The organism is Exiguobacterium sp. FSL W8-0210, from assembly GCF_038006045.1.
Lineage (GTDB): Bacteria > Bacillota > Bacilli > Exiguobacteriales > Exiguobacteriaceae > Exiguobacterium_A.
The window spans coordinates 3047830-3071312 of record NZ_JBBOUK010000001.1; the positions used below are offsets into that span (position 1 = coordinate 3047830).

At 48.5% G+C, this 23483-nt stretch carries 22 protein-coding genes and 1 riboswitch; of the genes, 12 read left to right on the forward strand and 10 right to left on the reverse strand.

The features are described from left to right. Window positions 1-50 precede the first annotated feature (50 nt). Entirely contained in the window at window positions 51-920 is an 870-nt protein-coding gene (locus tag MKY22_RS15810) for a hypothetical protein (protein WP_341089929.1), read from the reverse strand. A gap of 135 nt (window positions 921-1055) precedes the next feature. Between MKY22_RS15810 and MKY22_RS15815 the strand changes: the two genes are divergently transcribed. Then, window positions 1056-1886, forward strand: coding sequence for an SDR family oxidoreductase (locus tag MKY22_RS15815; RefSeq protein ID WP_056064722.1), 831 nt, complete (start codon window positions 1056-1058; stop codon window positions 1884-1886). Between the two features lie 140 nt (window positions 1887-2026). After that, on the forward strand, window positions 2027-3229 hold the full coding sequence (locus tag MKY22_RS15820; RefSeq protein WP_313122747.1) for a M20 family metallopeptidase: 1203 nt from the start codon (window positions 2027-2029) through the stop codon (window positions 3227-3229). Window positions 3230-3276: 47 nt separating this feature from the next. Here the strand turns inward: MKY22_RS15820 and MKY22_RS15825 are convergent, their stop codons facing one another. Then, window positions 3277-3624 (reverse strand): hypothetical protein, encoded by a 348-nt coding sequence (locus tag MKY22_RS15825; protein WP_313122746.1) that lies wholly within the window; start codon window positions 3622-3624, stop codon window positions 3277-3279. An 85-nt stretch (window positions 3625-3709) separates the two neighbouring features. Here MKY22_RS15825 and MKY22_RS15830 point away from each other — a divergent pair, with 85 nt between their 5' ends. Further along, window positions 3710-4132: a DUF1801 domain-containing protein gene (locus MKY22_RS15830; RefSeq protein ID WP_341089939.1), complete on the forward strand. Its 423-nt coding sequence runs from the start codon at window positions 3710-3712 to the stop codon at window positions 4130-4132. 104 nt (window positions 4133-4236) lie between these two features. Here MKY22_RS15830 and MKY22_RS15835 read toward each other — a convergent pair whose 3' ends face one another. The 3 genes from MKY22_RS15835 to MKY22_RS15845 all read right to left on the reverse strand — a co-directional run bounded on the left by MKY22_RS15835 (window position 4237) and on the right by MKY22_RS15845 (window position 7074). Next, window positions 4237-5820: an IS1182 family transposase gene (locus MKY22_RS15835; protein WP_341086759.1), complete on the reverse strand. Its 1584-nt coding sequence runs from the start codon at window positions 5818-5820 to the stop codon at window positions 4237-4239. A 175-nt stretch (window positions 5821-5995) separates the two neighbouring features. Next, the gene (locus MKY22_RS15840) at window positions 5996-6592 is read right to left on the reverse strand and encodes an MFS transporter (RefSeq protein WP_341089941.1); all 597 of its coding nucleotides are present in this window, start codon (window positions 6590-6592) and stop codon (window positions 5996-5998) included. 26 nt (window positions 6593-6618) lie between these two features. After that, window positions 6619-7074: a CBS domain-containing protein gene (locus MKY22_RS15845; RefSeq protein WP_035395501.1), complete on the reverse strand. Its 456-nt coding sequence runs from the start codon at window positions 7072-7074 to the stop codon at window positions 6619-6621. Between the two features lie 182 nt (window positions 7075-7256). Between MKY22_RS15845 and MKY22_RS15850 the strand changes: the two genes are divergently transcribed. Then, on the forward strand, window positions 7257-7679 hold the full coding sequence (locus MKY22_RS15850; protein ID WP_023469807.1) for a MarR family winged helix-turn-helix transcriptional regulator: 423 nt from the start codon (window positions 7257-7259) through the stop codon (window positions 7677-7679). Between the two features lie 68 nt (window positions 7680-7747). Here MKY22_RS15850 and mmuM read toward each other — a convergent pair whose 3' ends face one another. The 3 genes from mmuM to MKY22_RS15865 all read right to left on the reverse strand — a co-directional run bounded on the left by mmuM (window position 7748) and on the right by MKY22_RS15865 (window position 11194). Continuing rightward, window positions 7748-8683, reverse strand: a complete 936-nt coding sequence (gene mmuM, locus MKY22_RS15855; protein ID WP_341089945.1) for a homocysteine S-methyltransferase — start codon at window positions 8681-8683, stop codon at window positions 7748-7750. Continuing rightward, on the reverse strand, window positions 8658-10061 hold the full coding sequence (locus MKY22_RS15860) for an amino acid permease (RefSeq protein WP_341089947.1): 1404 nt from the start codon (window positions 10059-10061) through the stop codon (window positions 8658-8660). The genes mmuM and MKY22_RS15860 overlap by 26 nt, the downstream gene beginning before the upstream one ends. Window positions 10062-10138: 77 nt before the next feature. Then, window positions 10139-10240: riboswitch (SAM riboswitch) on the reverse strand. Window positions 10241-10276: 36 nt separating this feature from the next. Continuing rightward, on the reverse strand, window positions 10277-11194 hold the full coding sequence (locus MKY22_RS15865) for a ketopantoate reductase family protein (protein ID WP_341089949.1): 918 nt from the start codon (window positions 11192-11194) through the stop codon (window positions 10277-10279). Between the two features lie 182 nt (window positions 11195-11376). On the opposite strand from MKY22_RS15865, the gene MKY22_RS15870 reads away from it, so the two are divergent. The 6 genes from MKY22_RS15870 (at window position 11377) to ahpF (ending at window position 18748) form a co-directional block, all read left to right on the forward strand. Continuing rightward, the gene (locus MKY22_RS15870) at window positions 11377-12093 is read left to right on the forward strand and encodes a GntR family transcriptional regulator (RefSeq protein WP_023469811.1); all 717 of its coding nucleotides are present in this window, start codon (window positions 11377-11379) and stop codon (window positions 12091-12093) included. Further along, the gene (gene gntK, locus MKY22_RS15875) at window positions 12086-13627 is read left to right on the forward strand and encodes a gluconokinase (protein ID WP_341089951.1); all 1542 of its coding nucleotides are present in this window, start codon (window positions 12086-12088) and stop codon (window positions 13625-13627) included. Before MKY22_RS15870 ends, gntK begins: the two co-directional genes overlap by 8 nt. A gap of 24 nt (window positions 13628-13651) precedes the next feature. After that, on the forward strand, window positions 13652-14998 hold the full coding sequence (locus tag MKY22_RS15880) for a GntP family permease (RefSeq protein WP_214861109.1): 1347 nt from the start codon (window positions 13652-13654) through the stop codon (window positions 14996-14998). Between the two features lie 20 nt (window positions 14999-15018). Beyond that, window positions 15019-16419 (forward strand): decarboxylating NADP(+)-dependent phosphogluconate dehydrogenase, encoded by a 1401-nt coding sequence (gene gnd / locus MKY22_RS15885; protein ID WP_341089956.1) that lies wholly within the window; start codon window positions 15019-15021, stop codon window positions 16417-16419. 221 nt (window positions 16420-16640) lie between these two features. Further along, on the forward strand, window positions 16641-17204 hold the full coding sequence (gene ahpC / locus MKY22_RS15890; RefSeq protein ID WP_012371860.1) for an alkyl hydroperoxide reductase subunit C: 564 nt from the start codon (window positions 16641-16643) through the stop codon (window positions 17202-17204). A gap of 14 nt (window positions 17205-17218) precedes the next feature. Continuing rightward, entirely contained in the window at window positions 17219-18748 is a 1530-nt protein-coding gene (ahpF, locus tag MKY22_RS15895; RefSeq protein WP_341089967.1) for an alkyl hydroperoxide reductase subunit F, read from the forward strand. A gap of 43 nt (window positions 18749-18791) precedes the next feature. Here the strand turns inward: ahpF and MKY22_RS15900 are convergent, their stop codons facing one another. Then, a complete protein-coding gene (locus MKY22_RS15900; RefSeq protein ID WP_023469817.1) occupies window positions 18792-19361 on the reverse strand; it encodes a hypothetical protein in 570 nt (189 codons plus the stop codon). 250 nt (window positions 19362-19611) lie between these two features. On the opposite strand from MKY22_RS15900, the gene MKY22_RS15905 reads away from it, so the two are divergent. After that, window positions 19612-20154: an ECF transporter S component gene (locus tag MKY22_RS15905; RefSeq protein WP_069940113.1), complete on the forward strand. Its 543-nt coding sequence runs from the start codon at window positions 19612-19614 to the stop codon at window positions 20152-20154. A 45-nt stretch (window positions 20155-20199) separates the two neighbouring features. On the opposite strand, the gene MKY22_RS15910 is transcribed toward MKY22_RS15905, so the two are convergent. Then, complete coding sequence (locus MKY22_RS15910) at window positions 20200-21693, reverse strand: malate:quinone oxidoreductase (RefSeq protein ID WP_195866072.1); 1494 nt, start codon at window positions 21691-21693, stop codon at window positions 20200-20202. Between the two features lie 244 nt (window positions 21694-21937). Between MKY22_RS15910 and MKY22_RS15915 the strand changes: the two genes are divergently transcribed. Further along, window positions 21938-23467, forward strand: coding sequence for a cryptochrome/photolyase family protein (locus MKY22_RS15915; RefSeq protein ID WP_341089971.1), 1530 nt, complete (start codon window positions 21938-21940; stop codon window positions 23465-23467). Window positions 23468-23483: the final 16 nt, after the last annotated feature.

The window sequence follows — 23483 nt, forward strand, 5'->3', positions numbered from 1 at the left end:
CATATAGAGTGCTAATTCATCTCCTATTATTAGGGAGTTCGAAATATCTGTCAATCTCCTTTTTCACTGTGTGTCGTGACTTTTTCAAGGACAATCATTCCGATTTGACGTAAGTGTTCTGCTGACCCGTAGGTGCCATGGCTAACGCCGTTTTCATCCTTTCGATTACCGAGACCGATGAACTGCTCACTCGGTTTGAAGTGGAGTCCGACGACGGGTACCTGAAATCGTGACGAGAAGCCAACTTGAAAAATCGCGTCTGGATAATCCGTTGGTCGATAGGTTGTCCAATCGATATCTGGTTCGAGCTTCGCAAATCGTTCCGTGTGCTCCTTACCGAGCAGGATGATCCCTTTTATCGAAAACAGTTCAAGCAGGCGTAACAAAAATGTCTGACCGAATGGACTATCTTCCAACACGCTGCGTTCTTTGATCGCTCCCATGTAGTGGTGTGTCGGAAACGGGAAAAAGTCCAAATGAATGACTGGATCAAGCGTCTTTTCGTAAAACGACGCACCCAATCCGTTCAAGAATCCTTCAAGCTTACCGCCACCCGGTCGACCGAACCATGTCCGGTAAATGTTCGGTTGTTTGAAATAATCATTGAAGCGCCGGATTGAATCTGTCAGCGTCTCCTCCTGGAGATAATCCTCCCATGACATCGACTTCGGACGAATAAAGAGCGGACCGGTCTCGTCGAATCGTAATGCGCCCGTCCGGTCTAAAAACTGCGTTCGGGATGGGTTCGTCGCGATCGTCACCCAACTGCTACGCGTCGCATCACCAAACCAAAGGACAGGTGTCGTTTGATCAATCAGTTGATCTGCGAACGCACTTTTCTCGAGCGTCATTTGATACTCGACAGCTTCCTGTAATAATTTTTTGGCAAGTTGCCATTGATCGGATGTCAGCGTTCTCATCTCCCTTTTTACAGCGATTATGCTGTTGTAGATGTACCCCTTATCTTCTATTACTAGACGCGTCGATGGGTTTAACCTCCATTTCTCCGGGAATGTTTCATAAGGTGAACGATACGACTTAGGAGGGGTTTAGCAATGGGTAGACTGGATCAAAAAATAGCTGTCATTACCGGCTCGGCAACAGGGATTGGACAAGCGACTGCGCTTGTATTCGCAGAACAAGGAGCAACGGTCGTTTGTGCCGATGTCTCACTTGAAAAAGCACAACAAACAGTAGAACAGATTACACAACAAGGCGGGAAAGCGGAAGCCGTCCATGTTGACGTCTCAGACGTCGAGAGTGTTGAGCAACTTGCGAAGCATGTCAAAGAGACGTACGGTACGGTCGACGTCCTCTTCAACAATGCCGGAATCGATGAACAAGGTGGGAAAGTCCACGAGTATCCAATCGATCTCTTCGACCGGATCATCGCTGTCGATTTACGCGGTACATTCCTCGTCAGTAAATTCTTGATTCCACTCATGCTGGATAACGGTGGTTCGATCATCAATACGTCATCGATGTCGGGTCGCGCAGCTGACTTGAACCGGTCTGGTTATAACGCGGCGAAAGGCGGGATCGCGAACTTCACTCGCGCGATGGCAATCGATTACGCGCGTCATGGCATTCGTGTCAATTCGTTATCGCCAGGAACGATTGAAACACCACTCATCGATACACTCGTCGGTGAAAAAGAAAAAGAACAAGGCAAACAGTTCCGCGATGCGAACGCCTGGATCACACCACTCGGTCGACTCGGTAAACCACGCGAGATGGCAACGGTCGCCCTCTTCCTTGCTTCTGACGACAGCTCGTATGTCACAGGTGAGGACATCACGGCGGATGGCGGCATCATGGCTTATACATGGCCGGGAGAGATGTTAATCGATTCGAAGTGGAAAGACGAAGCAGAAAAAAGTGAATGAGCAATGCGCGGTGTAACCCTTTGGTTGCACCGCTTTTCTTTTACCTCAAGACGTTCAGTACCGCAAATTATTTTCTGAATTAGGTTACCTCCCTGAAGTATTTTTATCAGGGTATAGGACAGGTAAAGGGGGAAAAAATCATGCAAACAGCGATTGCTTACTTACAACAGTGTCTTCAAATTCCAAGCGTCAATCCGATGGACGGAGAAGAAGCCGTCGCACGTTACGTATACGATGTACTGGTCGACCATCAGATCTCGACAGAATGGATCGAAGTCTCACCTAAACGGATTTGTCTCGTCGCGACCGTTCCTGCGAGTGAAGAGGTTTCACGTCCTGCCGTCCTCGGTCTATCTGGTCATCTCGATACGGTTCCAGTTCAAGAAGACGGCTGGACGAAAGATCCATATGGTGGCGAAATCGAAGACGGCCGCATCTATGGTCGTGGGGCTTCTGATATGAAATCCGGTGTCATGGCAATGGTGCAAGCACTGATTCAATATAGAGAACGTCAAGAACGACCAAACACTATCAAACTTCTGATTACATCCGATGAGGAGAATGGAATGACGGGTGCTCGTCATTTGACCGAACAAGGACACGCGGATGATTTAGACGCTTTACTGATCACAGAACCAACAAGCGGAATGATCGGTTATGCACAAAAAGGGGTCGTTGGGATCGAAGTGACATGTCGTGGGAAAAGTGCACACAGCTCTGCCCCTCAACTCGGACGTAATGCGATCGATGACGTCTATCGCGTCATCCAGGAAGTGAAGTCGGAACGCTTCTCGATTACAGCGAATCATCATCCGGCGCTTGGTCCGGTCGTCGCGTCAATCACATCCATAAAAGGAGGCGAAGGACCGAACGTCGTTCCGAGTCAGGCTTCCTTTTATATGGATATCCGGACGATTCCCGGGTTCGGTCGAGCGGACGTTCTTGCTGCCTTTACAGCTATCGAGCGTCGTCTTGTAGCAGAAGATTCCGAGTTTGATATGAACGTGACCGTCATCAAGGATATTCCTTCTTGTGAAACCGATGAACAGGCGCCTTTCTTGCAACAGGTCGCGGATACGATGGAGCAGGTTAGCGGCGTGACACCACGAAAAATCGCTATTCCAGGTGGAACGGATGGTGCGATGTTCAGCCAAGCGAAAAAGTCATTTCCAATCGCAATCGCTTCATTCCATGATTTCCGTCTCGCACACCAAGTGGATGAATCGATTCCGTTATCCGAATATGAAAAAACGATTGCGTTTTGCTTCAACTTGATCAACACACCATTACATCAATCGCTCCCATCACATAAAAAAAAGAAGGAACGACATTCGATATTGTAACCGAATGTCGTCCCTTCTTTTTGTGTTAGCGCCTTTCATCAGCTGATTCAGTAGACGCCAAGTTGTGCTAACGCCTCACTTAAATAACTTTGATCACTGCGAAACTGGTGACTCGTTTGTCCGTCAGACCAACTGATGAAGACACGACCAAGTCGGTCATAGCGTAAGCGGAGACGAATTACTCCCTGCTCGAATACGACTTCACCGTGTAACGACTCATGGACGTGAGCAAAGTTACGGATGAACGCATCATATTGATTGAATGTAACTGAAAACTGGTGTTCACTATTCCGCCCTACCATCTGAATCGTTAGTTCTTCTTGCGTTGGATGTACGTGTAAGATTTCCCATAGTACACTGCTTTCTTCTCCTCGAAACACGATACGATGCTTCATTCGATTTCCACCTCTGAGCCACAGGATATTTACTAGTACTTCTCGAAAGTAACCCATATCTTCTTCATCCGAAAGGAGTCTGCTTATGCCTGATACGCCAAAGACAGGTCCTACCGAACAGTCCGTTGATGCCTTTCTGGCACAAGTCGAACCGCCGCAACGTCAAGATGGTATCACACTACGTCAGTTCTTCGAAGATGTCACGGGATATGAAGCCGTCCTTTGGGGTTCATCCTTGATTGGTTTTGGTTCCTACCATTACCGCTACGCCTCCGGCCGCGAGGGCGACAGCTTTTATGTCGGCTTTTCTCCGCGGAAGACGAACCTCGTCCTTTATCTCGCGCTTGGTGAAGACGCAGTCTCAGAACGACTGCTTGCCAGTCTCGGTACGTATCGACGCGGTAAGTCCTGCATCTACGTCAAACGACTGACTGACATCGACTTAGGCATACTTCGGGAAATGATCGAGCACTCGATCCGCACGTTAAAAACCATGTACCCCTCTTGATTTCAATCAAAAACGAGGCTGGGACATAACTAGCTGAATTTAACGAGAAGAAGGAATTGCCATCACTCAGGATGTGCAATTCCTTCTTTTTTCATTGTCTCGCGTCAAGTTGCCCTTCGGGCAACGCTTTGGATGAGCCATTTTCTTAAATTTACGGCCATGAGGATGAAGCCGAGCTCACGCTTCACCTTCGCTTTTCCTCTCACAGAAAAGCGAGTGAAACTCAAATTAGCCTTCAGATATCCAAAAACTGGTTCCACGTCTATCTTCCGTTTCGCATAGAGGGATCCTGTTTTTTGATCTGAAAGCCATTTTTTCATCTGTTCTTTTTGTTCTTCCCATGAAGTGTTTATGTGTACCTGTCGGTGACGACCCTCTTTGGCCTTGGTACAACGGGAGCGAAACGGGCAGCCATCACACCCTTCGCTTTCATACACCTTGAAATCACGCGTGAATCCGTACCGATCTGTTCTCTTGGACATGTAACGGAATGTTACGTCCTGTCCATTAGGGCACACAAAACGATCCGACCTTTCATCATAAGACCAGTTTACTGTGTTAAATGGATCATTGCGCCATTTTCGAGACTTTTCTTTTTCGAACATCGTATAAGGGATGAGTGGAATGCGCCCTCGGCGCATCAGAATATCCTGATAATTCTCCTGACTCCCATAGCCGGCATCCGCAACGATATGCGGTGGTAGTGGTAAATATGAGCTGATCTCATCTAAAAAGGGGAGTAACGTCCGGGCATCCGTCGGATTCGGATAAATATCATAAGCGAGTGTGTACTGTCCTTCGGTCGCGATTTGAACGTTATAGCCTGGCTTGAGTTGTCCATTTTGCATATGATCTTCCTTCATTCGCATGAACGTCGCGTCTGTGTCTGTTTTCGAATAGCTGTTCCGTCCAGCGAGCGTCCTCTTTTGGAGGGCGTATCTCTGTTTCCGCTCGATGAAATCTGTAATCTCCTTTCGAAGGAGACGTGGTTCCTTCCGTTCAGAACGTAGACGTTTTCTTTCTTGAGTATCCGAACTCGCCTCGATTTTTTGGTTGATGGAAGCGATATGTGCGTCTAAAGCTTCACCCATGTGTTCGAGTTCTGAGAGAGTGAGCTCGTCCGGGCTTTCTCGTTCAATTTCCGGTAGGATGTCTTGTTCGACGAGGTTGTCATAGATACGATTCGATTTGTCCACGAGAGACGAACTATGACGTTCGATCGATTTCCGCCAAACAAAGGTGTATCGGTTCGCATTCGCCTCTAGCTTTGTACCATCGATAAAGATGGCTTCTTCATTGATTTCTCCCATCTCGACGAGATGGCAACGGAAGGTAACGAAGGCTTGCTTCAAGATTGGAGTGACTGCGGGATGCACTCGAAAACGGTTGATGGTACGATAGCTCGGCGCATTCCCTTGCGCTAGCCACATCATCCGCAGACTATCGGATAGTAATCCTTCAATCTTCCGACCGGAGAAGACCGACTGTGTGTAGGCACATAAAATGATTTTCATCATCATCCGCGGATGATAAGCAGGGCATCCCGTCGTCCGCATGAAAGGATCGAAAACATCATCCGGAATGGATTCGACGAGATGATGGACAGCGAACGCGATATCATTTTCTTGAAGACGAACTTCTAAATCTAAGGGCAGAACCAGCTGGTTCATGTTATAATCTTTAAACATAAGGGCACCTCCGATGGTTATAGTTTAGTCACTTTAACTTTATCAGAGGTTGTCCTTATTTGTTTATTCAGAATCGGTTTTTCGTCATAGAACAAGGCCCTCGAAACGACTACACGTTTCGAGGACCTTTCGTTTGTGAAACTGAGTTATGTCCCAGCCTCGTCTTGTTATCGAATTAATGTCCGCCTTCCGTCCGATCGATATGGCGAATGTGTTTGAGATTGACCCCGATGATGATGACGGATAAGAGGACGAAGCCACTTCCGACATAAAACGGTAGATTTGCGTTGAAGATTTCAGCCAATTTACCGGCCATGAATGGCGCAATGGCTGCCCCGAGAAAACGTAGGAAACTGTATGCCGCAGATGCTGTCGAACGTTCGACAGGTGCTGCATCCATGACAGCTGTCGTGATGAGCGTCCAGATGCTGTCAGCTTGTGAAGCAAAACCAGCAACGGTTGCGATGACGGCGATTCCGAGCATTAACGTTCCTTTTTGACCAATCCGTGATGAGATCGCGCCTGTAATCAACATCGCGAATGCCATGACGGCGTTATAACTTGTAAATAAGAGCGTTACTTCACTTTTTGATGCTTCTAAATTCTCGGCAATCGTCGGTAAGACGGGATTGACGAGCCCCATTCCCATGAATGCTGTGATACTGGCGAAAAAGACTGCCCAGACAGCAACCGGTTGATGGAATAATCCATGTTTGCTTTCTGTTAATACCGTTTCCGGCTCAAGCGTCGTTGTTTTTTCAGCAAGTGCCATAGTGTCCCTTCTTTCTATTGAATGTGTTACATGAACTGTTTAAACGAATGGCGGATGACGTCGCCTCGACTAATGATCCCAACAAGACGTCCTGCTTTCAGAATCGGAAGCTTTTTAATCCGTTTTGCGCCGAGCGTTGCTGCAATCTCTTCCATTTCTGTGTCAGCGTCCGCAGTTACGACTTTCCGGCGTGCCAGTTCCATGACAGGTCGATTCAAAATATGACGAATCCGATCTTCATAATCTTCTTCGTCTCCTTTGATGACATCTACATATAAGAATGTATCGACGATGATGTCCTTGTGTTTTCCGATCGCGCGCATGATATCTCCGTCACTGATATACCCGACTACCTCTTGCTCAGCATTAATGACAGGTACGCCGCTAATACCAGATTGAATGAATCGTTCGATGACCGTCCGAATCAGATCTGTATCGTTTACTGTGATGACCTCTTGTTTCATCGACTCATAAGCTTTCATCTGAATTCTCCTTTGTCGTTCATTTCTCATATGAAAAAGTTGTATGATACAATTAAAAGAACAAAAATGATTGTATAATACAACTACAACTCTGTCAAGCCTCCTGCTTTTCGCATTGACAGCTTATCCACATTGGGTAATCATGAGGGACAGAGAGATTTTTTTGAAAGGGGAGATACCCGATGTCTCAACAATCACTCGAAACCATTGAACTCGAGTTAGCGATCCTGATCCGGCGCTTGACGACAGCGACGGCAGACAATCGTAATTTGGATCGTGCTTCCTACCTCTTACTGCGACAACTAGCGGATTCCGGCAACGTCGGTGTCAAAACACTTGCCCGTGAACTCCAGCTTGATGTCTCGACCGTCAGTCGCCAAGCTGCAGCGCTCGATCAAAAGCAACTCGTGGAAAAAGTAAAAGATCCGACAGATGGTCGTGCCTTCTTCTATCATATTACGGATAAAGGACAAGAAGAGCTCACGATTTACCGGACAGCACGTCTCGCGAGCATCGAACGTCTCCTGACGGATTGGCCATCGGACGATGCTGAAGATTTTGGACGTCTGTTGCAACAATTCAACCGTGCCTTGCGCGAGCGTTAACGAAATTACACCATTTATAGGAACGGAGGCGAAATCAATCGATTTCGCCTCCGTTTTTTCGTCATTATTCATGATGTATGAGTAACCTGACAAACTGAACGAATTTGTGCGATGTGTTCGGGTGACGTTCGGCAACAACCACCGATCAATCGTGCCCCTGCCTCATACCATGTCTTCGCGACGGTTTGGAACGATGTACACTGATTCGTACCTGACCACGTTTTTGCGACCGGATCATAGACCTCACCGGAGTTTGGATAGACGATGATTGGCACATCCGTCAACGCCTTGAGGTGACGGATAAAGTCGGTCGCGTAAGATGCCGGAAAACAATTTGCACCGATTGCTGCGAGCTGTGGATGTTGCCCAATTGTCTCGATGCACGTCGCAAGTGCCGTTCCTTCACTAATGTGCGTCGCATCTTGAAGCGAAAACGTCAGCCAAGCGGACACTTCCGGATACGTTTCGAGAATCCGGAACAACACGACAGCTTCCTCGAGCGACGGAATCGTCTCGAATGCTAGCAGATCAGCCCCCGCTTCAATCAACGCTTCGATCCGTGGCCTGTGGAAGGCTTCTAGCACATCCACTGACACCCCATAATGACCGCGATACTCAGAACCATCTGCTAAGTAGGCACCATAAGGACCCACTGATCCCGCGATCAATGCGTCACTCTTCCCGATACGCGTGCGTGCGCTTTGCGCCAAGGTGACCGTTTGTCGAATCAGCGCCTGTGCTTCCTCTGTCGTGATATGACGTTGCTTGAAGCCTTCGATACTTGCTTGATAGCTTGAAGTGATGGCGACATCAGAACCTATTTCAAAGTAATCACGATGGACACGCTCGATCTGTTCCGGTGCTTCGATCAAGAGACGTGCTGACCAAAGCGGGTCGTTCAGATCGAATCCCTTCTGTTCAAGTTCGGTTGCAAGGGCACCATCTAAAATGAGAAAGGGAACTTCCTGTAATCGTTGATCAACTGGATTTTTGATTCGGTACATCTTCAACACTCCGTTTCTGAGAAGAATTCGTGAACGCATGAACGACATAACAGATCACGATGAATGGAATACCACAGTACAAGGCAATTCGTTGTGTCGGATCAAATCCGATACCAATCAGAGAAATCAAACAAACGACGAAAGCGGCGATCGGTACGAATGGAAAGAGTGGTGTGCGATAGACCAATTCGTCGACCGTATGCCCTTCACGAAGAAATTTCTTCCGGAAGCGATACTGGGCCACACTGATACTCATCCAAACGACGACGACAGCAAGACCGGAAATCGAGACGAGCGCGATATAGACACTCCCTGCTGCATAGATGCTAGACAGCAAGGCAAGTCCTCCGCCAAGCATGCTGAATAATACGGCTCGAAGTGGAACCCCACTTGGCGTCACCTGGGCGAAGAAGCGTGGAATCATGCGTTCGTTCGCAAGCGACCAGAGCATCCGAGAGGCGGCGTAAAGTCCAGAATTCGCTGCCGACAAGATCGCTGTCAAAATGACGAAGTTCATCACGTCTGCTGCGTAGGGAATTCCGATTCGTTCGAACACGGCGACGAACGGATTTTCGAGTACACCTTTCCCATCCGTTGGCAATAAGACGGCTAATACGATGATCGTACCGACGAAGAAGAGGACGAGTCGCAAAATCGTCGTTCGGATCGCAAGCGGAATCGTCCGTTTCGGATCGACTGCTTCACCCGCCGCGACACCGATTAGTTCCGTTCCCGAGTAAGCAAAGTTCACGGCAAGCATCGTCATGAAGATGACGAAAGCGCCATTTGGAAACAACCCGCCTTCGGTTAACGAAGAAAAGAATGGAGCCGGGCTACCATCTTGCAGTGGAATAAAGCCGACGATCGCTCCCGCACCGAGTAAAATGAAAGCAATGATTGTCACGACCTTAATGGCGGAAAACCAAAACTCGACTTCAGCGAACACGCGAACCTTCAAGACGTTGATACCAAGGATCATCGCAGCGAACAATGCGCTGAACACCCATACAGGAATCGACGGGAACCAACGTTGCATTAAAATGCCTGCTGCCGTGAATTCTGAACCAAGGGCGACCGTCCATGTCAGCCAGTAGAGCCAGGCCACTGTATAACCGGTGCCGGGTCCGATGTACTTCGTTGCGTACTTATGGAATGATCCGGTTTCCGGCATGTGCACGGCGAGTTCACCGAGACTTAACATGACTAAGTAAACGACGACGGCCCCAATCAAATACGATAAAATCGTTCCGACACGTCCTGCTTGTTCCAACGTATAACCTGTACTTAAAAATAATCCGGTTCCAATGACACCACCTAACGACAGCATGATCAGATGACGTGATTCCATCTTGCGTCGAAATGCTCCGCTCGTTTTCATGAATCCATTTCCTCCTTATTCCACCTATTTCAAACAAAAAACGCATCCTCACGGATGCGTCGGTCGACAATTCGGAAATCTTATCGATCGGGTGCAGCACCCGCAGGAATTAGCACAGTATCTTTCGACCTGTTGCTGAGGTTTCATAGGGCCAGTCCCTCCACCTCTCTGGATAAGTATGTAATTGTTCCTAACCATATCAGAATGCAGATAATTCAGTCAACAGGCATTTCCCGATTTTTTTGATAGATCCATAAATTAGATTCAATCAGTTGAAGATGACGTGAAGAGCGTGTTTCGAGCAAAGTACTAAAGAAATGTTTCACTTCGACGGGCTGACCCTTTTCCATGTCCCGTAACATCGATGATTTCATCGTGTCTTCCATTGCATGCATCTGCTTCAGCAAGACCGCTTCTACATCGTCATTAAAGACTGCGCCTTGTTCTTCCATCGCTCGCTTCGCTTCCTTCATGACGTCTTGAATCATCTGATGACCAATTGGGTCCTTGCGAATTGGACCGATGGCAGAGCGAAATAGTGTCGTCACGCCCGCAAATGTCGAAATGAAGAGGTACTTTTGCCACATGTCATCCATGATATGCATCGAGTACGCCATCGGTGCCTTCGCTTTCGCAAAACGTGTTGCAATCTCCTCTAAACGCGCTGTTGGTTTACCGGTTCGTGAACCAAACAATAGCCGATGCGACGAGCTTGTCTGTACAATACGCCCTTCTGCATCAAGCGTCGATTCAATGAAGCAAAGTCCGCCCAGTACTCGATCTTCTCCGAAGACTTCTGTTAACCGTCGTATATGCTGCATGCCGTTCAACAAAGGAATGATGTACGTCTCGCTCGAAACAAATGGCGCAAGATCCTGTAGGACATCATCCAAGTGATAGGCTTTCGTCGAAAGTAAGACGACATCAAATGTGTGATTCAGTCGCATGTCTCGTGTCACTAACTGAGGCGTGATCATAACATCACCATGAGGACTAGTGATCTGTAACCCTGTCTTTTGTAATTGTTCATAGCGCTTCGGACGAACAAGGAATGTCACCTGTTCCCCTTGCTCAGCAAGACGTCCCCCGAAATAACCTCCAACTGCTCCGGCACCTACGACTAAAACATGCATATGCATTACCTCCTTTTTAACTAATCGATTCGTTACTTACTCCTTCACCCTAACATATCGGAAACCATTTTCCTGATTCCTGCTTGAATCACTAAAATGTAAGTTAAGCGTTTGCATTTTAGAAAAAAACGTTTATACTAACTTGTATACAAGTATACTCACTTTAGAAATCAGGTGATTCCATGTCAGAACTGTTATACCCCTTGAAGTGGTTAGCAAAAGCTTCCGCTGGAGATCGTGTCGCACACGAGCTACGGATGCGCATCATTTCAGGAAAGATTGAAAGCGGTACCATTTTATCCGAAAACAAATTAGCCTCTGATTTTTCAGTCAGTCGCTCGCCCGTCCGTGATGCGTTAAAGGTCCTTGCATCCGAACAATTGATTCGTCTCGAACGAATGGGAGCGGTCGTCGTCGGTTTGTCTGAGCGCGACATTCAGGAAATCTATGATGTCCGGCTACTCATTGAAACGTTCGTCTTCGAACGACTCGTCAAAATCGAACGGGCAGAACTCGTCCGTGAACTCAGTAAAATTCTCGAAATGATGAAAGTTGCTATCAAATACAAGGATGCCGATGAATTCTCCTTCCAGGACGTACTGTTTCATGAAACGATCATCCGCTCGATCGATCATGGGTATGTCAGCATGATTTGGCAAAATCTCAAACCAGTCATGGAAAGTTTCATCCTCCTATCAATGCGGGTACGATTCGAGGAAGACATCGAAGACTTTGAACGCATCCTCGCGAACCATGCCTTGTATATCGAAGCGATCGAGACAGGAGATCGTGAACGGATGGTTGCTTCCTTACATCAGAACTTTGATGATGTTCAGGAAGTCGAAGATCTCTGGAAAACGCAACAAATGATGTCGAAAGGAGTCGATTCACATGACTGAATACATGTTAGGCGTCGATATCGGAACGACGAGTACGAAAGCAGTCTTATTTACGACAAAAGGAGAGGTCATCGGACAAACGAACGTCGGTTACCCACTCCACACACCGAACCGTTCGACGGCGGAACAGGATCCGGAAGAAATTTTTGATGCCGTACTCGAATCCATCCGATTGATCACAAAACGTCATCCGAGCATGCCACCGAAGTTCGTCGCGTTCAGTAGTGCCATGCACAGTTTGATTGCGATGGACGCACAACATCAACCGTTGACTGCCTGCATCACATGGGCGGACAGTCGGAGTGAAGCATGGTCGAACAAGATTAAGGAACAATATGGTCTCTCGATCTATCACCGGACCGGGACACCGATTCATCCGATGTCACCGCTTAGCAAAATCAGTTGGCTCGTCGAAGATCGTCCGGAGCTCCACGCTCAAACGAAAAAGTATGTCGGGATCAAGGAGTTCGTGTTCCAAAGACTGTTCGGAACATATGTCATCGACCACTCTCTCGCTTCAGCAACTGGTCTCTTTAATATTCATGAATTAGGTTGGGATACGGGCGCACTGCATGTCGCGGGTATCGATGCAAGCTATTTATCGGAACCCGTACCGACAACGACGTCATGTACCGGACTTAATACTGATTACGCACGACAAATGGGACTATCCGTCGATACGCCGTTCTTAGTCGGTGCCAGTGATGGTGTCCTCTCCAATTTAGGTGTCAACGCGATTCGCAAAGGGGAAATCGCGATCACGATCGGAACGAGCGGTGCCATCCGAACGATCATTAATCGTCCACAGACCGATGAAAAAGGACGAACGTTCTGTTACGCACTGACCGAGGACCACTGGGTCATCGGCGGCCCCGTCAATAACGGAGGAATGGTCTTACGGTGGATTCGTGACGAACTCGCTTCAGCAGAAGTCGAGACAGCAAAACGCCTCGGCATCGATCCGTATGCTGTCCTGACGAAGATTGCCGAACGCGTCCGCCCAGGATCCGACGGATTATTGTTCCACCCTTACCTGTCCGGTGAACGAGCGCCGCTCTGGAATCCGGATGTCAGCGGTTCGTTCTTCGGTTTAACGCTTTCGCATAAAAAAGAGCATATGATCCGGGCAGCACTAGAAGGCGTCATCTACAATCTTTATACCGTCTTCCTCGCACTCGTCGAGTGTATGGACGGTCCTGTGACACGGATTCAGGCAACGGGTGGGTTTGCCCGGTCCGAAGTCTGGCGCCAAATGATGGCGGACATCTTTGAATCGGAAGTCGTCATTCCGGAAAGTTTTGAAAGTTCATGTCTCGGTGCTTGTATTCTCGGATTGTATGCGACGGGGGAAGTCGATTCGTTCGAAATCGTCTCCGAGATGATCGGGGAAACGCATCGTCATGTACCAAATGAAGAAGCGATGCATGAATATCGTCAGCTCTTACCAATTTTCATTAGCTTGGCTCGAACATTGTCTGAGGATCATAAACGAATCGCTACGTATCAACGGAGCTTGATTCAAGAAGAAAACTAACTTAATCTTTTGGGGGAAGTCATCATGCCTTTAGTCATCGTAGGAATTGGGATCGTCGCGTTGCTCGTTCTCATCATGGGGTTGAAATTAAATACGTTCGTCTCACTCATCATCGTTTCCTTTGGCGTTGCACTACTACTCGGCATGCCGCTCGATCAGATCGTCAAAACGATCGAAGCTGGTATCGGAGGAACGCTTGGTCACTTGGCACTGATCTTTGGTCTTGGTGCCATGCTTGGAAAGCTGATCGCTGACGCCGGGGGGGCGCAGCGAATCGCCATGACGCTTGTCGCTCGATTCGGGGAAAAGAACATCCAGTGGGCAGTCGTCGTCGCTTCATTCATCATCGGGATCGCCCTCTTCTTCGAAGTCGGACTCGTCCTGTTGATTCCAATCGTCTTTGCGATTTCACGTCAGCTCCGCGTCTCGATCCTGTATCTCGGGATCCCGATGGTCGCAGCCCTGTCTGTCACGCACGGCTTCTTACCACCTCACCCGGGTCCGACCGTCATCGCTGGGGAATATAAAGCCAATATCGGGGAAGTCTTATTGTATGGTTTCATCGTTGCTGTTCCGACGGTCATCATTGCCGGTCCTATCTTTACGAAAATCGCCAAACGACTCGTTCCTGAATCGTTTACACGGACAGGAAATATCGCGTCACTCGGGGAACAAAAAGAATTTGATTTAGACGAGACACCAGGCTTCGGCATCAGTGTCTTCACGGCGATGCTACCGGTTCTTTTGATGTCGGTCGCAACGATCTTCACGCTCTTACAAGAAACACTCGGTTGGGGTGAAAATAGTGTCATCTCGGCGATTGAATTCATCGGGAACGCTTCAACGGCGATGTTGATTTCATTACTCGTCGCGGTCTACACGATGGGGATCGCGCGTCAGATTCCGATGCAAACGGTCATGGAATCTTGTACGACGGCGATTGCTCAAATCGGGATGATGCTATTGATCATCGGCGGTGGCGGTGCCTTCAAACAAGTCTTGATTGACGGTGGTGTTGGGACGTTCGTCGCACAATTATTTGAAGGATCAGCGTTATCTCCGATTCTACTCGCTTGGTTGATCGCTGCGATTCTCCGGATCTCACTCGGTTCCGCGACAGTCGCTGCTTTATCAACGGCAGGTCTCGTCATTCCGTTACTGGAGCAATCCGACGTCAACTTAGCGCTCGTCGTTCTCGCGACTGGTGCAGGTAGTCTGATCGCTTCACACGTCAATGATGCAGGATTCTGGATGTTTAAAGAGTATTTCGGATTATCATTAAAAGAAACGTTTGCGACATGGACTGTGCTTGAGACGATCATTTCCGTTTGTGGACTTGGGTTCGTTCTTCTCCTCAGCCTCGTCGTCTAAGAAAAGGAGTCGTTCTACTTATGCAACATTCTATCGGAGTCATCGGGCTTGGCGTCATGGGACGCAACCTGGCACTGAATATGGCGAGTCATCAAGAAGAAGTCGCCATCTATAACTACACACGTGATTTAACGGACGATCTCGTCGCACATGATGAGGGACTACCTCTTCATCCGTACTATGACATTGAAGCATTCGTTCAATCACTCGCTCGCCCACGTAAAATCTTCATGATGGTCACGGCTGGTAGCGCGATTGATTCGGTCATCGAATCGTTGCTTCCACATCTCGAAACAGGCGATATCATCATGGATGGTGGGAACTCTCACTTCCTCGATACAGAGCGTCGTTTCGACGAGTTACAACGCCACGGGATCGAATACATCGGCGTCGGTGTATCGGGTGGTGAAGTCGGTGCGCGGACCGGTCCTGCGATCATGCCGGGTGGATCGAAAGCAGCTTATGAACATGTCGCACCGATCTTGACGAAGATCGCTGCTCACGTCGAAGGAGATCCATGTTGTGTTTATATTGGTCCGAAAGGCGCTGGTCACTTCGTCAAAATGGTCCATAACGGCATCGAGTATGCGGACATGCAACTGATTGCTGAAGCGTATAGCTTCCTCCGTTTCCGTCTTGGACTCGACGTCACGGAAGTCGCGGACATCTTCGCTGAATGGAACGAAGGTGAACTGAAAAGTTACTTGATTGAGATCACAGCGGATATCCTCCGAAAAACGGATGACGAGACAGGGCAACCGTTGATTGATGTCATTCTCGATCAAGCCGGTCAAAAAGGAACTGGAAAATGGACGAGCCTGCAAGCCATTGATAATGGGATCGCCTCTTCGATCATTACAGAAGCCCTGTTCGCGCGTTACCTTTCAGCTATCAAAGAAGAACGCGTCGCAGCGTCTGCTGTCCTAAAGGGACCAGAAGACTTGTCAACGCTTGAGCGAGACGCGTGGGTCGAACGGATTCGTCAAGCGCTTTATATGGGGAAAGTTGCCGCATACGCGCAAGGCTTCACCCAGTACCGAACGTCGTCTGAGTTGTATGACTGGAACTTACGCCTCGAGGAGATCGCCTTGATCTTCCGTGGTGGATGTATCATCCGGGCCGACTTCTTGAACGTCATCAGTGAAGCATTCAAAAATGATGCGAACCTCTCGAACTTGATGCTCGCCCCGTTCTTCGCTGAGAAAGTACAGGCGTATCAAGAATCGTTACGTCACGTCGTTTCCGAGGGTGCATTATCTGGTTTTGCACTCCCATCTCTATCGACGTCACTGACGTATTACGATAGCTACCGGACAGCGAATTCGAATGCCAACATGTTGCAAGCACAACGCGATTATTTCGGTGCTCACACGTATGCTCGGACAGACCGCGAAGGGATCTTCCACACGGACTGGCAATAAAGAATACAGCTCCCGACTCCTGTTTCATTTAGGAGTCGGGATTTCTTTTTTTGTTCACACAATCTTTCCTGAAATAAGAAATTGCCGATTATACCTTGACAAAAGTGTTGGTCTATATGAAATTAGTATTAGATTAGAATTATTCTAGTGTGATAAATACAGATTCCTTGTATGCACTAGAACAGATTCTAAAAATAGAACCCTTGAGGAGGATTTTTATCATGTCTTTAATCGGAAGTGAAGTAAAACCATTCAGTGCATCAGCATTCCACAACGGAGAATTCGTTGACCTAACGGATGCCAACCTTCGCGGTAAATGGAGTGTCGTATGTTTCTACCCTGCAGACTTTACATTCGTTTGCCCGACAGAACTCGAAGATCTCCAAAACCAATACGCAACACTCAAAGCGCTTGACGTTGAAGTTTACTCTGTTTCAACAGATACGCATTTCACACATAAAGCATGGCACGAAACGTCAGAAACAATCGGTAAAATCGAGTACGTCATGATCGGCGACCCATCACACGTCATCTCACGTAACTTCGAAGTCTTGAACGAACAAGATGGTCTTGCTGACCGCGGTACGTTCATCATCGACCCAGACGGCGTCATCCAAACAGTTGAGATCAACGCAGGCGGCATCGGTCGTGATGCGAGCACGCTCGTCAACAAAATCAAAGCAGCACAATATGTACGTAACAATCCAGGCGAAGTCTGCCCAGCGAAATGGGAAGAAGGCTCTGCAACACTCACACCAAGCCTTGACCTCGTCGGAAAAATTTAAGGAGCGGATTCGCGATGGCTTTAGCACCAGACATTAAAGCACAACTCGCGCAATACCTCGAGCTTCTCGAAGGCGATCTCGTCCTAGCGGTTAGCGCTGGGACAGACGCCGTCTCGCTTGAGATGAGCGCACTCGTCGAAGAGATCGCAAGCATGACACCACGCATCTCCGTCGAGCAGGCAAGCCTTCCCCGGACACCAAGTTTCACAGTCAACCGTGTCGGTGAGACAAGCGGCATCACGTTCGCGGGAATCCCACTCGGTCATGAGTTCACGTCCCTCGTTCTCGCACTGCTCCAAGTCAGCGGTCGAGCACCGAAGGTCGATGCGGACGTCATCAAGCAGATTCAAGGCATTCAAGAAACGTACCACTTCGAGTCGTACATCAGCTTGAGCTGCCACAACTGCCCAGATGTCGTACAAGCATTGAACGTCATGAGCGTCCTCAACCCGAACATCAGTCACACGATGATTGATGGCGCGGCATTTAAGGAAGAAGTCGAACAAAAAGAGATCATGGCTGTTCCGACGGTCTTCGTCAACGGCGAAGCGTTTGGTAACGGACGGATGTCACTTGAAGAAATCTTGGCGAAGCTTGGCACAGGTGCCGATGCTTCTGATTTCGCTGATAAAGATCCATACGATGTCCTCGTCGTCGGTGGTGGTCCAGCTGGATCGAGTGCTGCCATCTATGCAGCCCGTAAAGGCATCCGGACAGGAATCGTCGCAGAACGCTTCGGTGGACAAGTCATGGATACGATGAGCATTGAGAACTTCATCAGCATGAAGTACACGGAAGGACCAAAACTCGTCGCAAGTCTTGAGGAGCACGTCAAGGAATATGGCATCGACGTCATGAACCTGCAACGGGCAACGCGCCTTGAGAAGAAGGACCTCCTTGAGCTTGAGCTCGAGAACGGTGCCGTCTTGAAAACGAAGAGTTTGATCCTTTCAACAGGTGCACGCTGGCGTAACGTTGGTGTCCCAGGCGAACTCGAATTCAAGAACAAAGGCGTCGCCTACTGCCCACACTGTGATGGTCCGTTGTTCGAAGGAAAACGTGTCGCAGTCATCGGTGGCGGAAACTCAGGAATCGAAGCAGCCATCGATCTCGCAGGAATCGTCAAGCATGTCACAGTCCTTGAGTTCGCACCGGAATTAAAAGCAGACGCTGTTCTTCAAGAACGCCTCGCTTCTCTTCCGAACGTCACGGTCGTCGTCAACGCACAGACGAAGGAAATCACAGGAACGGACAAAGTAAACGGTATCACGTACATGGAGCGCGAAACGAACGTCGAGCGTCACATTGAGCTCGAAGGCGTCTTCGTCCAGATCGGTCTCGTACCGAACACGGACTGGCTCGGTGAAACAGTGAACCGTAACAAGTTCGGTGAAGTCCAAGTCGATCGCCACGGCGCAACGAACGTACCAGGCGTTTTCGCTGCAGGAGACTGCACAGATAGCGCGTATAAACAGATCATCATCTCGATGGGATCTGGTGCAACAGCTGCACTCGGTGCTTTCGATCACTTGATCCGGAATTAATGAAAAAGAGCGGAACTCAAACGAGTTTCGCTCTTTTTCTGCCTCAATAGTAGATTTCACCGTACCATGAACAATGATATTCTTTCGTGATGTGATGTCTTGTTAAGATGCCTTGCTTCGCGTATGTACCACTGACCGTTACGACCATCGTTTGCAAAGCATCGATTGGAGTACCGGAGAATCCGGTTTGCGTCCACTTTCCACCATCGATCGCAAGAGACGTCATCGAAAAGACATCGGATAATCGTTGGCGTTTACTCTGTTCCAAGAGTTCCGTCTCGAAATTTCCGATGATCCGGACATCGTTTCCACGTTCCGTACGTTCAAGCGTTCGTTCACTATCCCACTCTAAGCTCGTTTGGACACGTAGCGGCTTCAACCGTTCGAGTGCCCGTTCTTGAAAACGTTCCGGCGAAACCCAGTCCTCGTCTGCGAATTGATTTGCTGCAAGCAACGTGACGTCCGCATTTTCATGTGTCCGATTTATGTTTTCCACGATTTTTTCATATGCTGCGTAATAACGTTGGTGTTGTGTCGTCTGGTCCTTTGCCTCCGATGTGACTGATGACAATGAAGCGAATAAAAAAACAGCTGTCGCAATCTGATATTTCACTGACTTCCCCTCCCTTTCGCTGTTCATTGTACGAAAAAAACGAGGAATAGATTCGAAAACGACAACCGTTTTATGGATTTTTTCATTCAAGAGTGTATCAATAGATCGTACTCTTATGGAATTAAGAACAGATCAAGATTTGTATTCAAAACTGACCCCTATAAATAATTCAAAGTTGACACTTTTGACTAGTTCAGTCATCTGATAGATTGAAGATATCTTAAAATCTATCATAAAGAAGGTTAGCCACATGCAAAAAGCAGCACCGTATTCTAGCACTCGTACCCGCCAGCTCGTCATCACTGCGATGTCAATCGCACTTGTTCTTGTTGCGACACTATTCATCAATATCAAACTACCGATCGCTTCAAGCGGCGGTCTCGTTCATATGGGAACAGCGATGCTCTTTCTCATCGCGATTTTATTCGGTCCACGAACAGCACTGATTGCCGGAGCAATCGGTATGGGATTATTTGATCTGATCAGTGGATGGACACTCTGGGCTCCATTTACAATCGTAGCTCGAGGACTCCAAGGATATATTGTCGGGCGTATCGCCTGGTCTTCGCGATACAAAGGAGACAACCCTGGCTTAAATATTTTTGCAATGATTGTTTCTGCTCCTGTCATGCTTGCTGTTTACTATGTTTGTGAAGGTATTCTTTACAGCAACTGGGTCGCACCAGTCGCTTCAATTCCAGGAAACATCACACAAAACGTCGTCGGAATCCTCGTTGCGATTCCAGTCGGGATTGCACTGAAGAAAACGCGTTTCTTCCGTAACTTCCGCTAAATCCAAAAAACCGTCCGGCTCCTCGTAGAGTCGGACGGTTTTCGTTTAGCGAATCGGTTGACCTTGTTCGAGTTCGAGCGTTTTTGCTGTTTCGGCATGGATCTGTTCGAACAATTCCGGATGTTCAACGAGTGAGATCCCGTAAGACGGAATCATCTCCTTGATTTTTGCTTCCCACGTCGGTAGTTCGGACGGAAAACATTTCGCGAGTACTTCGAGCATGACCGGTACCGCTGTTGAGGCACCTGGAGACGCCCCGAGTAAGGCAGCGACAGATCCGTCGGCTGCACTGACGACTTCTGTTCCGAACTGGAGTGTCCCTTTTCCTTGTGGTGTATCCTTGATGACTTGGACACGTTGACCAGCGACGACGACATCCCAGTCTTCTGTCTTCGCATTCGGGATGAACTCTCGTAATTCGTTCATCCGTTGTTCCGTCGACAAGAGGACTTGTTCGATCAGATACTTCGTCAATCCCATCTCTTTGGCTCCCGCAGCAAGCATCGTCAAGACGTTGTTCGGTTTAACGGACGCGATCAAATCAAGATTCGATCCTGTCTTAAGGAACTTCGGTGAGAAACCAGCAAACGGTCCGAAGAGAAGTGATTTCTTCCCATCGATGTATCGTGTATCCAAGTGTGGTACTGACATCGGCGGTGCTCCGACTTTCGCTTTTCCGTAGACTTTCGCATGGTGCTGTTCGATGATCTCAGGATTTTTACAAACGAGGAATAAACCACTGACCGGGAAACCACCGATTTGCTTCGATTCCTCGATGCCTGTTTTTTGGAGCAACGGTAGACTACCGCCGCCACCTCCAATGAAGACGAACTGCGCCGTATGATGCTCGATCCGGTGATCGCGCTCATTCTTCACTTTGACTTCCCAACCCCCGTCAACACGCTTCAAATCCTCGACACCATGCTGATAGTTGATCGCTACATCGTGTTGTGCGAGATATTCAAACAGGATTCGTGTCAACGCACCAAAGTTGACGTCCGTTCCTGAATCGATTTTTGTCGCAGCGATCGGCTCTGGTGACGTCCGACCGTTCATGATGAGTGGAATCCACTCGGCTAATTTCGCTGGATCCTCTGAATATTCCATTCCCGCAAACAACGGATTCGCTGATAGCGCTTCCAATCGTTTTTTCAGGAATTCGACGTTTTCCGTTCCTTCAACCATACTCATATGTGGAATCGGCATGATGAATTCTTTCGGATTCGGCAAGACACCTTCCTTGACGAGATGCGACCAGAATTGACGTGACAGTTGGAACTGTTCGTTTACTTTGACCGCTTTACTGATATCGATCGAACCATCGGCATTTTCCGTCGTATAGTTCAGTTCGCATAGTGCGGCGTGACCTGTTCCAGCATTGTTCCACTCGTTCGAGCTCTCTTCCCCGGCACTCGCGAGTTTCTCGAATACCTTGATGTTGATCTCAGGCGCGAGTTCTTTTAATAAGACCCCTAACGTCGCGCTCATGACTCCGGCACCAATTAAAATAACGTCTGTTTTTTTAGGCATACTGCTCATGATATCCTTCCTATCCCCGTTGATATTATGGACTACCTGTCATGAAAAACTTCCCCCTCATGACGACAACTTACCTTTCCATTATAACCCTATCATAGCTTGCACAGAAAGGAACTTCTTTTACATTCAGAAATGTGTAAAAGCGACGATTCAGGTAAGAAGATGTTCGTCAGCCGGCACACAATCAGGCATGACTTTGACGAAAAACGGTAATCATATAACGAAAGTAAAAGGAGGAACACTCATGGCGACACGCTGGATATTCGGCAATCAATTGAATCACGATCTCCCTTTATTGAAGGAAGCAAACAAACAAGACGACGTCATCCTGATGGTCGAAGCGACCTCGCGCTCCAAGTGGAAGACGTACCATAAACAAAAGCTCGTCCTCGTCTTCTCAGCGATGCGACATTTTGCGGAAGAACTGCGCGAAAAAGGCTTCACCGTCGATTACCGGGAAGCCGATTCGTTCGATCAGGCATTCCAGGCGCACCGGAAAGATCATGATCCGGATCATGTATTCTATACGGCGATCACGGACGAACCGATGCGAAAGGCGATGCACAAGTGGCAAGACGCTTTACCGAAGAAAATCAAGGTCGAGGTCTGTTCCGACGTACCGTTATTTTTACTGACACAGGAAGAAGCGGTCGAAGCAATCGGCGACAAGCCCTACAAGATGGACCGTTTTTATCGCAAACTGCGCAAGGAACGAAACGTTCTCATGAACGGCTCTAAACCGATCGGTGGAAAGTGGTCGTTTGACGCCGAGAACCGGAAACCGGCGAAGTCCGGGACGACGTTTCCCGATCCCGTTCAGTTTCGCCCTGATCGCATCACAAAGGATGTCATCGACAAGGTCGAACGTGATTTTTCCAATCATCCGGGAGCACTTGATTCCTTTCATTGGCCGGTCACGCGAAAGGAAGCGACGCGGGCTCTCCATCGCTTCATCGAAGAACGACTCGAGACGTTCGGGACATATCAAGACGCTATGCTGACCGGCGAAGATACGTTATCGCATTCGCTCTTATCAGCAGCAATCAATCTCGGTCTATTGACACCGGAAGAGGTCATTCGTCAAGTCGAGGCAGCCCTTGAAGATCAAGATGCTCCGCTCAATGCGGTCGAAGGTTTCATTCGGCAAATCCTCGGCTGGCGCGAGTACATGCGTGCCGTCTACCTAGCCGAGATGCCGGACTATGCTTCCGTCAATGCGCTACGGCATGAAGCGGATCTACCCGACTTTTTTGGGACCGGGAAAACGAACATGAACTGTGTCGCTGAATCGTTACGTCCCGTCGTCGAACATGCGCATAATCACCATATCCAACGCTTGATGGTGCTCGGAAACTTCGCTAATCTGTTTGCGATCTCGCCGCAACAGACAGCAGACTGGTTCAATGAGATGTACATCGATGCCTACGATTGGGTCGTCTTACCGAACGTCCTCGGGATGGCGCTTCATGCCGATGGGGGAACGTTATCGACCAAACCGTACATTGCTTCGGCGAATTACATCCATAAGATGAGTGATTATTGCAAGGGATGTCCGTTCCATCAAAAGGACATGCTCGGAGAGGACGCTTGTCCGTTTAACGCCTTGTACTGGGACTTCATCGACCGGCACGAAAAACGCTTCTCTGATAATCCGCGGATGTCGATGATGTATCGGCAATGGGGAAAACGCGATGCGGACAGCAAACGCGATATTCGAAAGAAAGCGAAAGCACTTCGGAAACAACTACAGGATGGCGCCTTCGATACACCATAAAAACAAGCCGCTCGGA

Excerpts from the sequence above, each read along its gene's own strand:
- MKY22_RS15870 (WP_023469811.1), top strand. The coding sequence starts at position 11,377 with ATGTCAGAACTGTTATACCCCTTGAAGTGGTTAGCAAAAGCTTCCGCT.
- MKY22_RS15820 (WP_313122747.1), top strand. The coding sequence starts at position 2,027 with ATGCAAACAGCGATTGCTTACTTACAACAGTGTCTTCAAATTCCAAGC.
- gnd (WP_341089956.1), top strand. The coding sequence starts at position 15,019 with ATGCAACATTCTATCGGAGTCATCGGGCTTGGCGTCATGGGACGCAAC.
- ahpF (WP_341089967.1), top strand. The coding sequence starts at position 17,219 with ATGGCTTTAGCACCAGACATTAAAGCACAACTCGCGCAATACCTCGAG.
- ahpC (WP_012371860.1), top strand. The coding sequence starts at position 16,641 with ATGTCTTTAATCGGAAGTGAAGTAAAACCATTCAGTGCATCAGCATTC.
- MKY22_RS15860 (WP_341089947.1), bottom strand. The coding sequence starts at position 10,061 with ATGAAAACGAGCGGAGCATTTCGACGCAAGATGGAATCACGTCATCTG.
- MKY22_RS15840 (WP_341089941.1), bottom strand. The coding sequence starts at position 6,592 with ATGGCACTTGCTGAAAAAACAACGACGCTTGAGCCGGAAACGGTATTA.
- MKY22_RS15865 (WP_341089949.1), bottom strand. The coding sequence starts at position 11,194 with ATGCATGTTTTAGTCGTAGGTGCCGGAGCAGTTGGAGGTTATTTCGGG.
- MKY22_RS15910 (WP_195866072.1), bottom strand. The coding sequence starts at position 21,693 with ATGAGCAGTATGCCTAAAAAAACAGACGTTATTTTAATTGGTGCCGGA.
- MKY22_RS15835 (WP_341086759.1), bottom strand. The coding sequence starts at position 5,820 with ATGTTTAAAGATTATAACATGAACCAGCTGGTTCTGCCCTTAGATTTA.
- MKY22_RS15815 (WP_056064722.1), top strand. The coding sequence starts at position 1,056 with ATGGGTAGACTGGATCAAAAAATAGCTGTCATTACCGGCTCGGCAACA.
- gntK (WP_341089951.1), top strand. The coding sequence starts at position 12,086 with ATGACTGAATACATGTTAGGCGTCGATATCGGAACGACGAGTACGAAA.
- MKY22_RS15915 (WP_341089971.1), top strand. The coding sequence starts at position 21,938 with ATGGCGACACGCTGGATATTCGGCAATCAATTGAATCACGATCTCCCT.
- MKY22_RS15845 (WP_035395501.1), bottom strand. The coding sequence starts at position 7,074 with ATGAAAGCTTATGAGTCGATGAAACAAGAGGTCATCACAGTAAACGAT.
- MKY22_RS15830 (WP_341089939.1), top strand. The coding sequence starts at position 3,710 with ATGCCTGATACGCCAAAGACAGGTCCTACCGAACAGTCCGTTGATGCC.
- MKY22_RS15905 (WP_069940113.1), top strand. The coding sequence starts at position 19,612 with ATGCAAAAAGCAGCACCGTATTCTAGCACTCGTACCCGCCAGCTCGTC.
- MKY22_RS15850 (WP_023469807.1), top strand. The coding sequence starts at position 7,257 with ATGTCTCAACAATCACTCGAAACCATTGAACTCGAGTTAGCGATCCTG.
- MKY22_RS15880 (WP_214861109.1), top strand. The coding sequence starts at position 13,652 with ATGCCTTTAGTCATCGTAGGAATTGGGATCGTCGCGTTGCTCGTTCTC.
- mmuM (WP_341089945.1), bottom strand. The coding sequence starts at position 8,683 with ATGTACCGAATCAAAAATCCAGTTGATCAACGATTACAGGAAGTTCCC.
- MKY22_RS15825 (WP_313122746.1), bottom strand. The coding sequence starts at position 3,624 with ATGAAGCATCGTATCGTGTTTCGAGGAGAAGAAAGCAGTGTACTATGG.
- MKY22_RS15810 (WP_341089929.1), bottom strand. The coding sequence starts at position 920 with ATGAGAACGCTGACATCCGATCAATGGCAACTTGCCAAAAAATTATTA.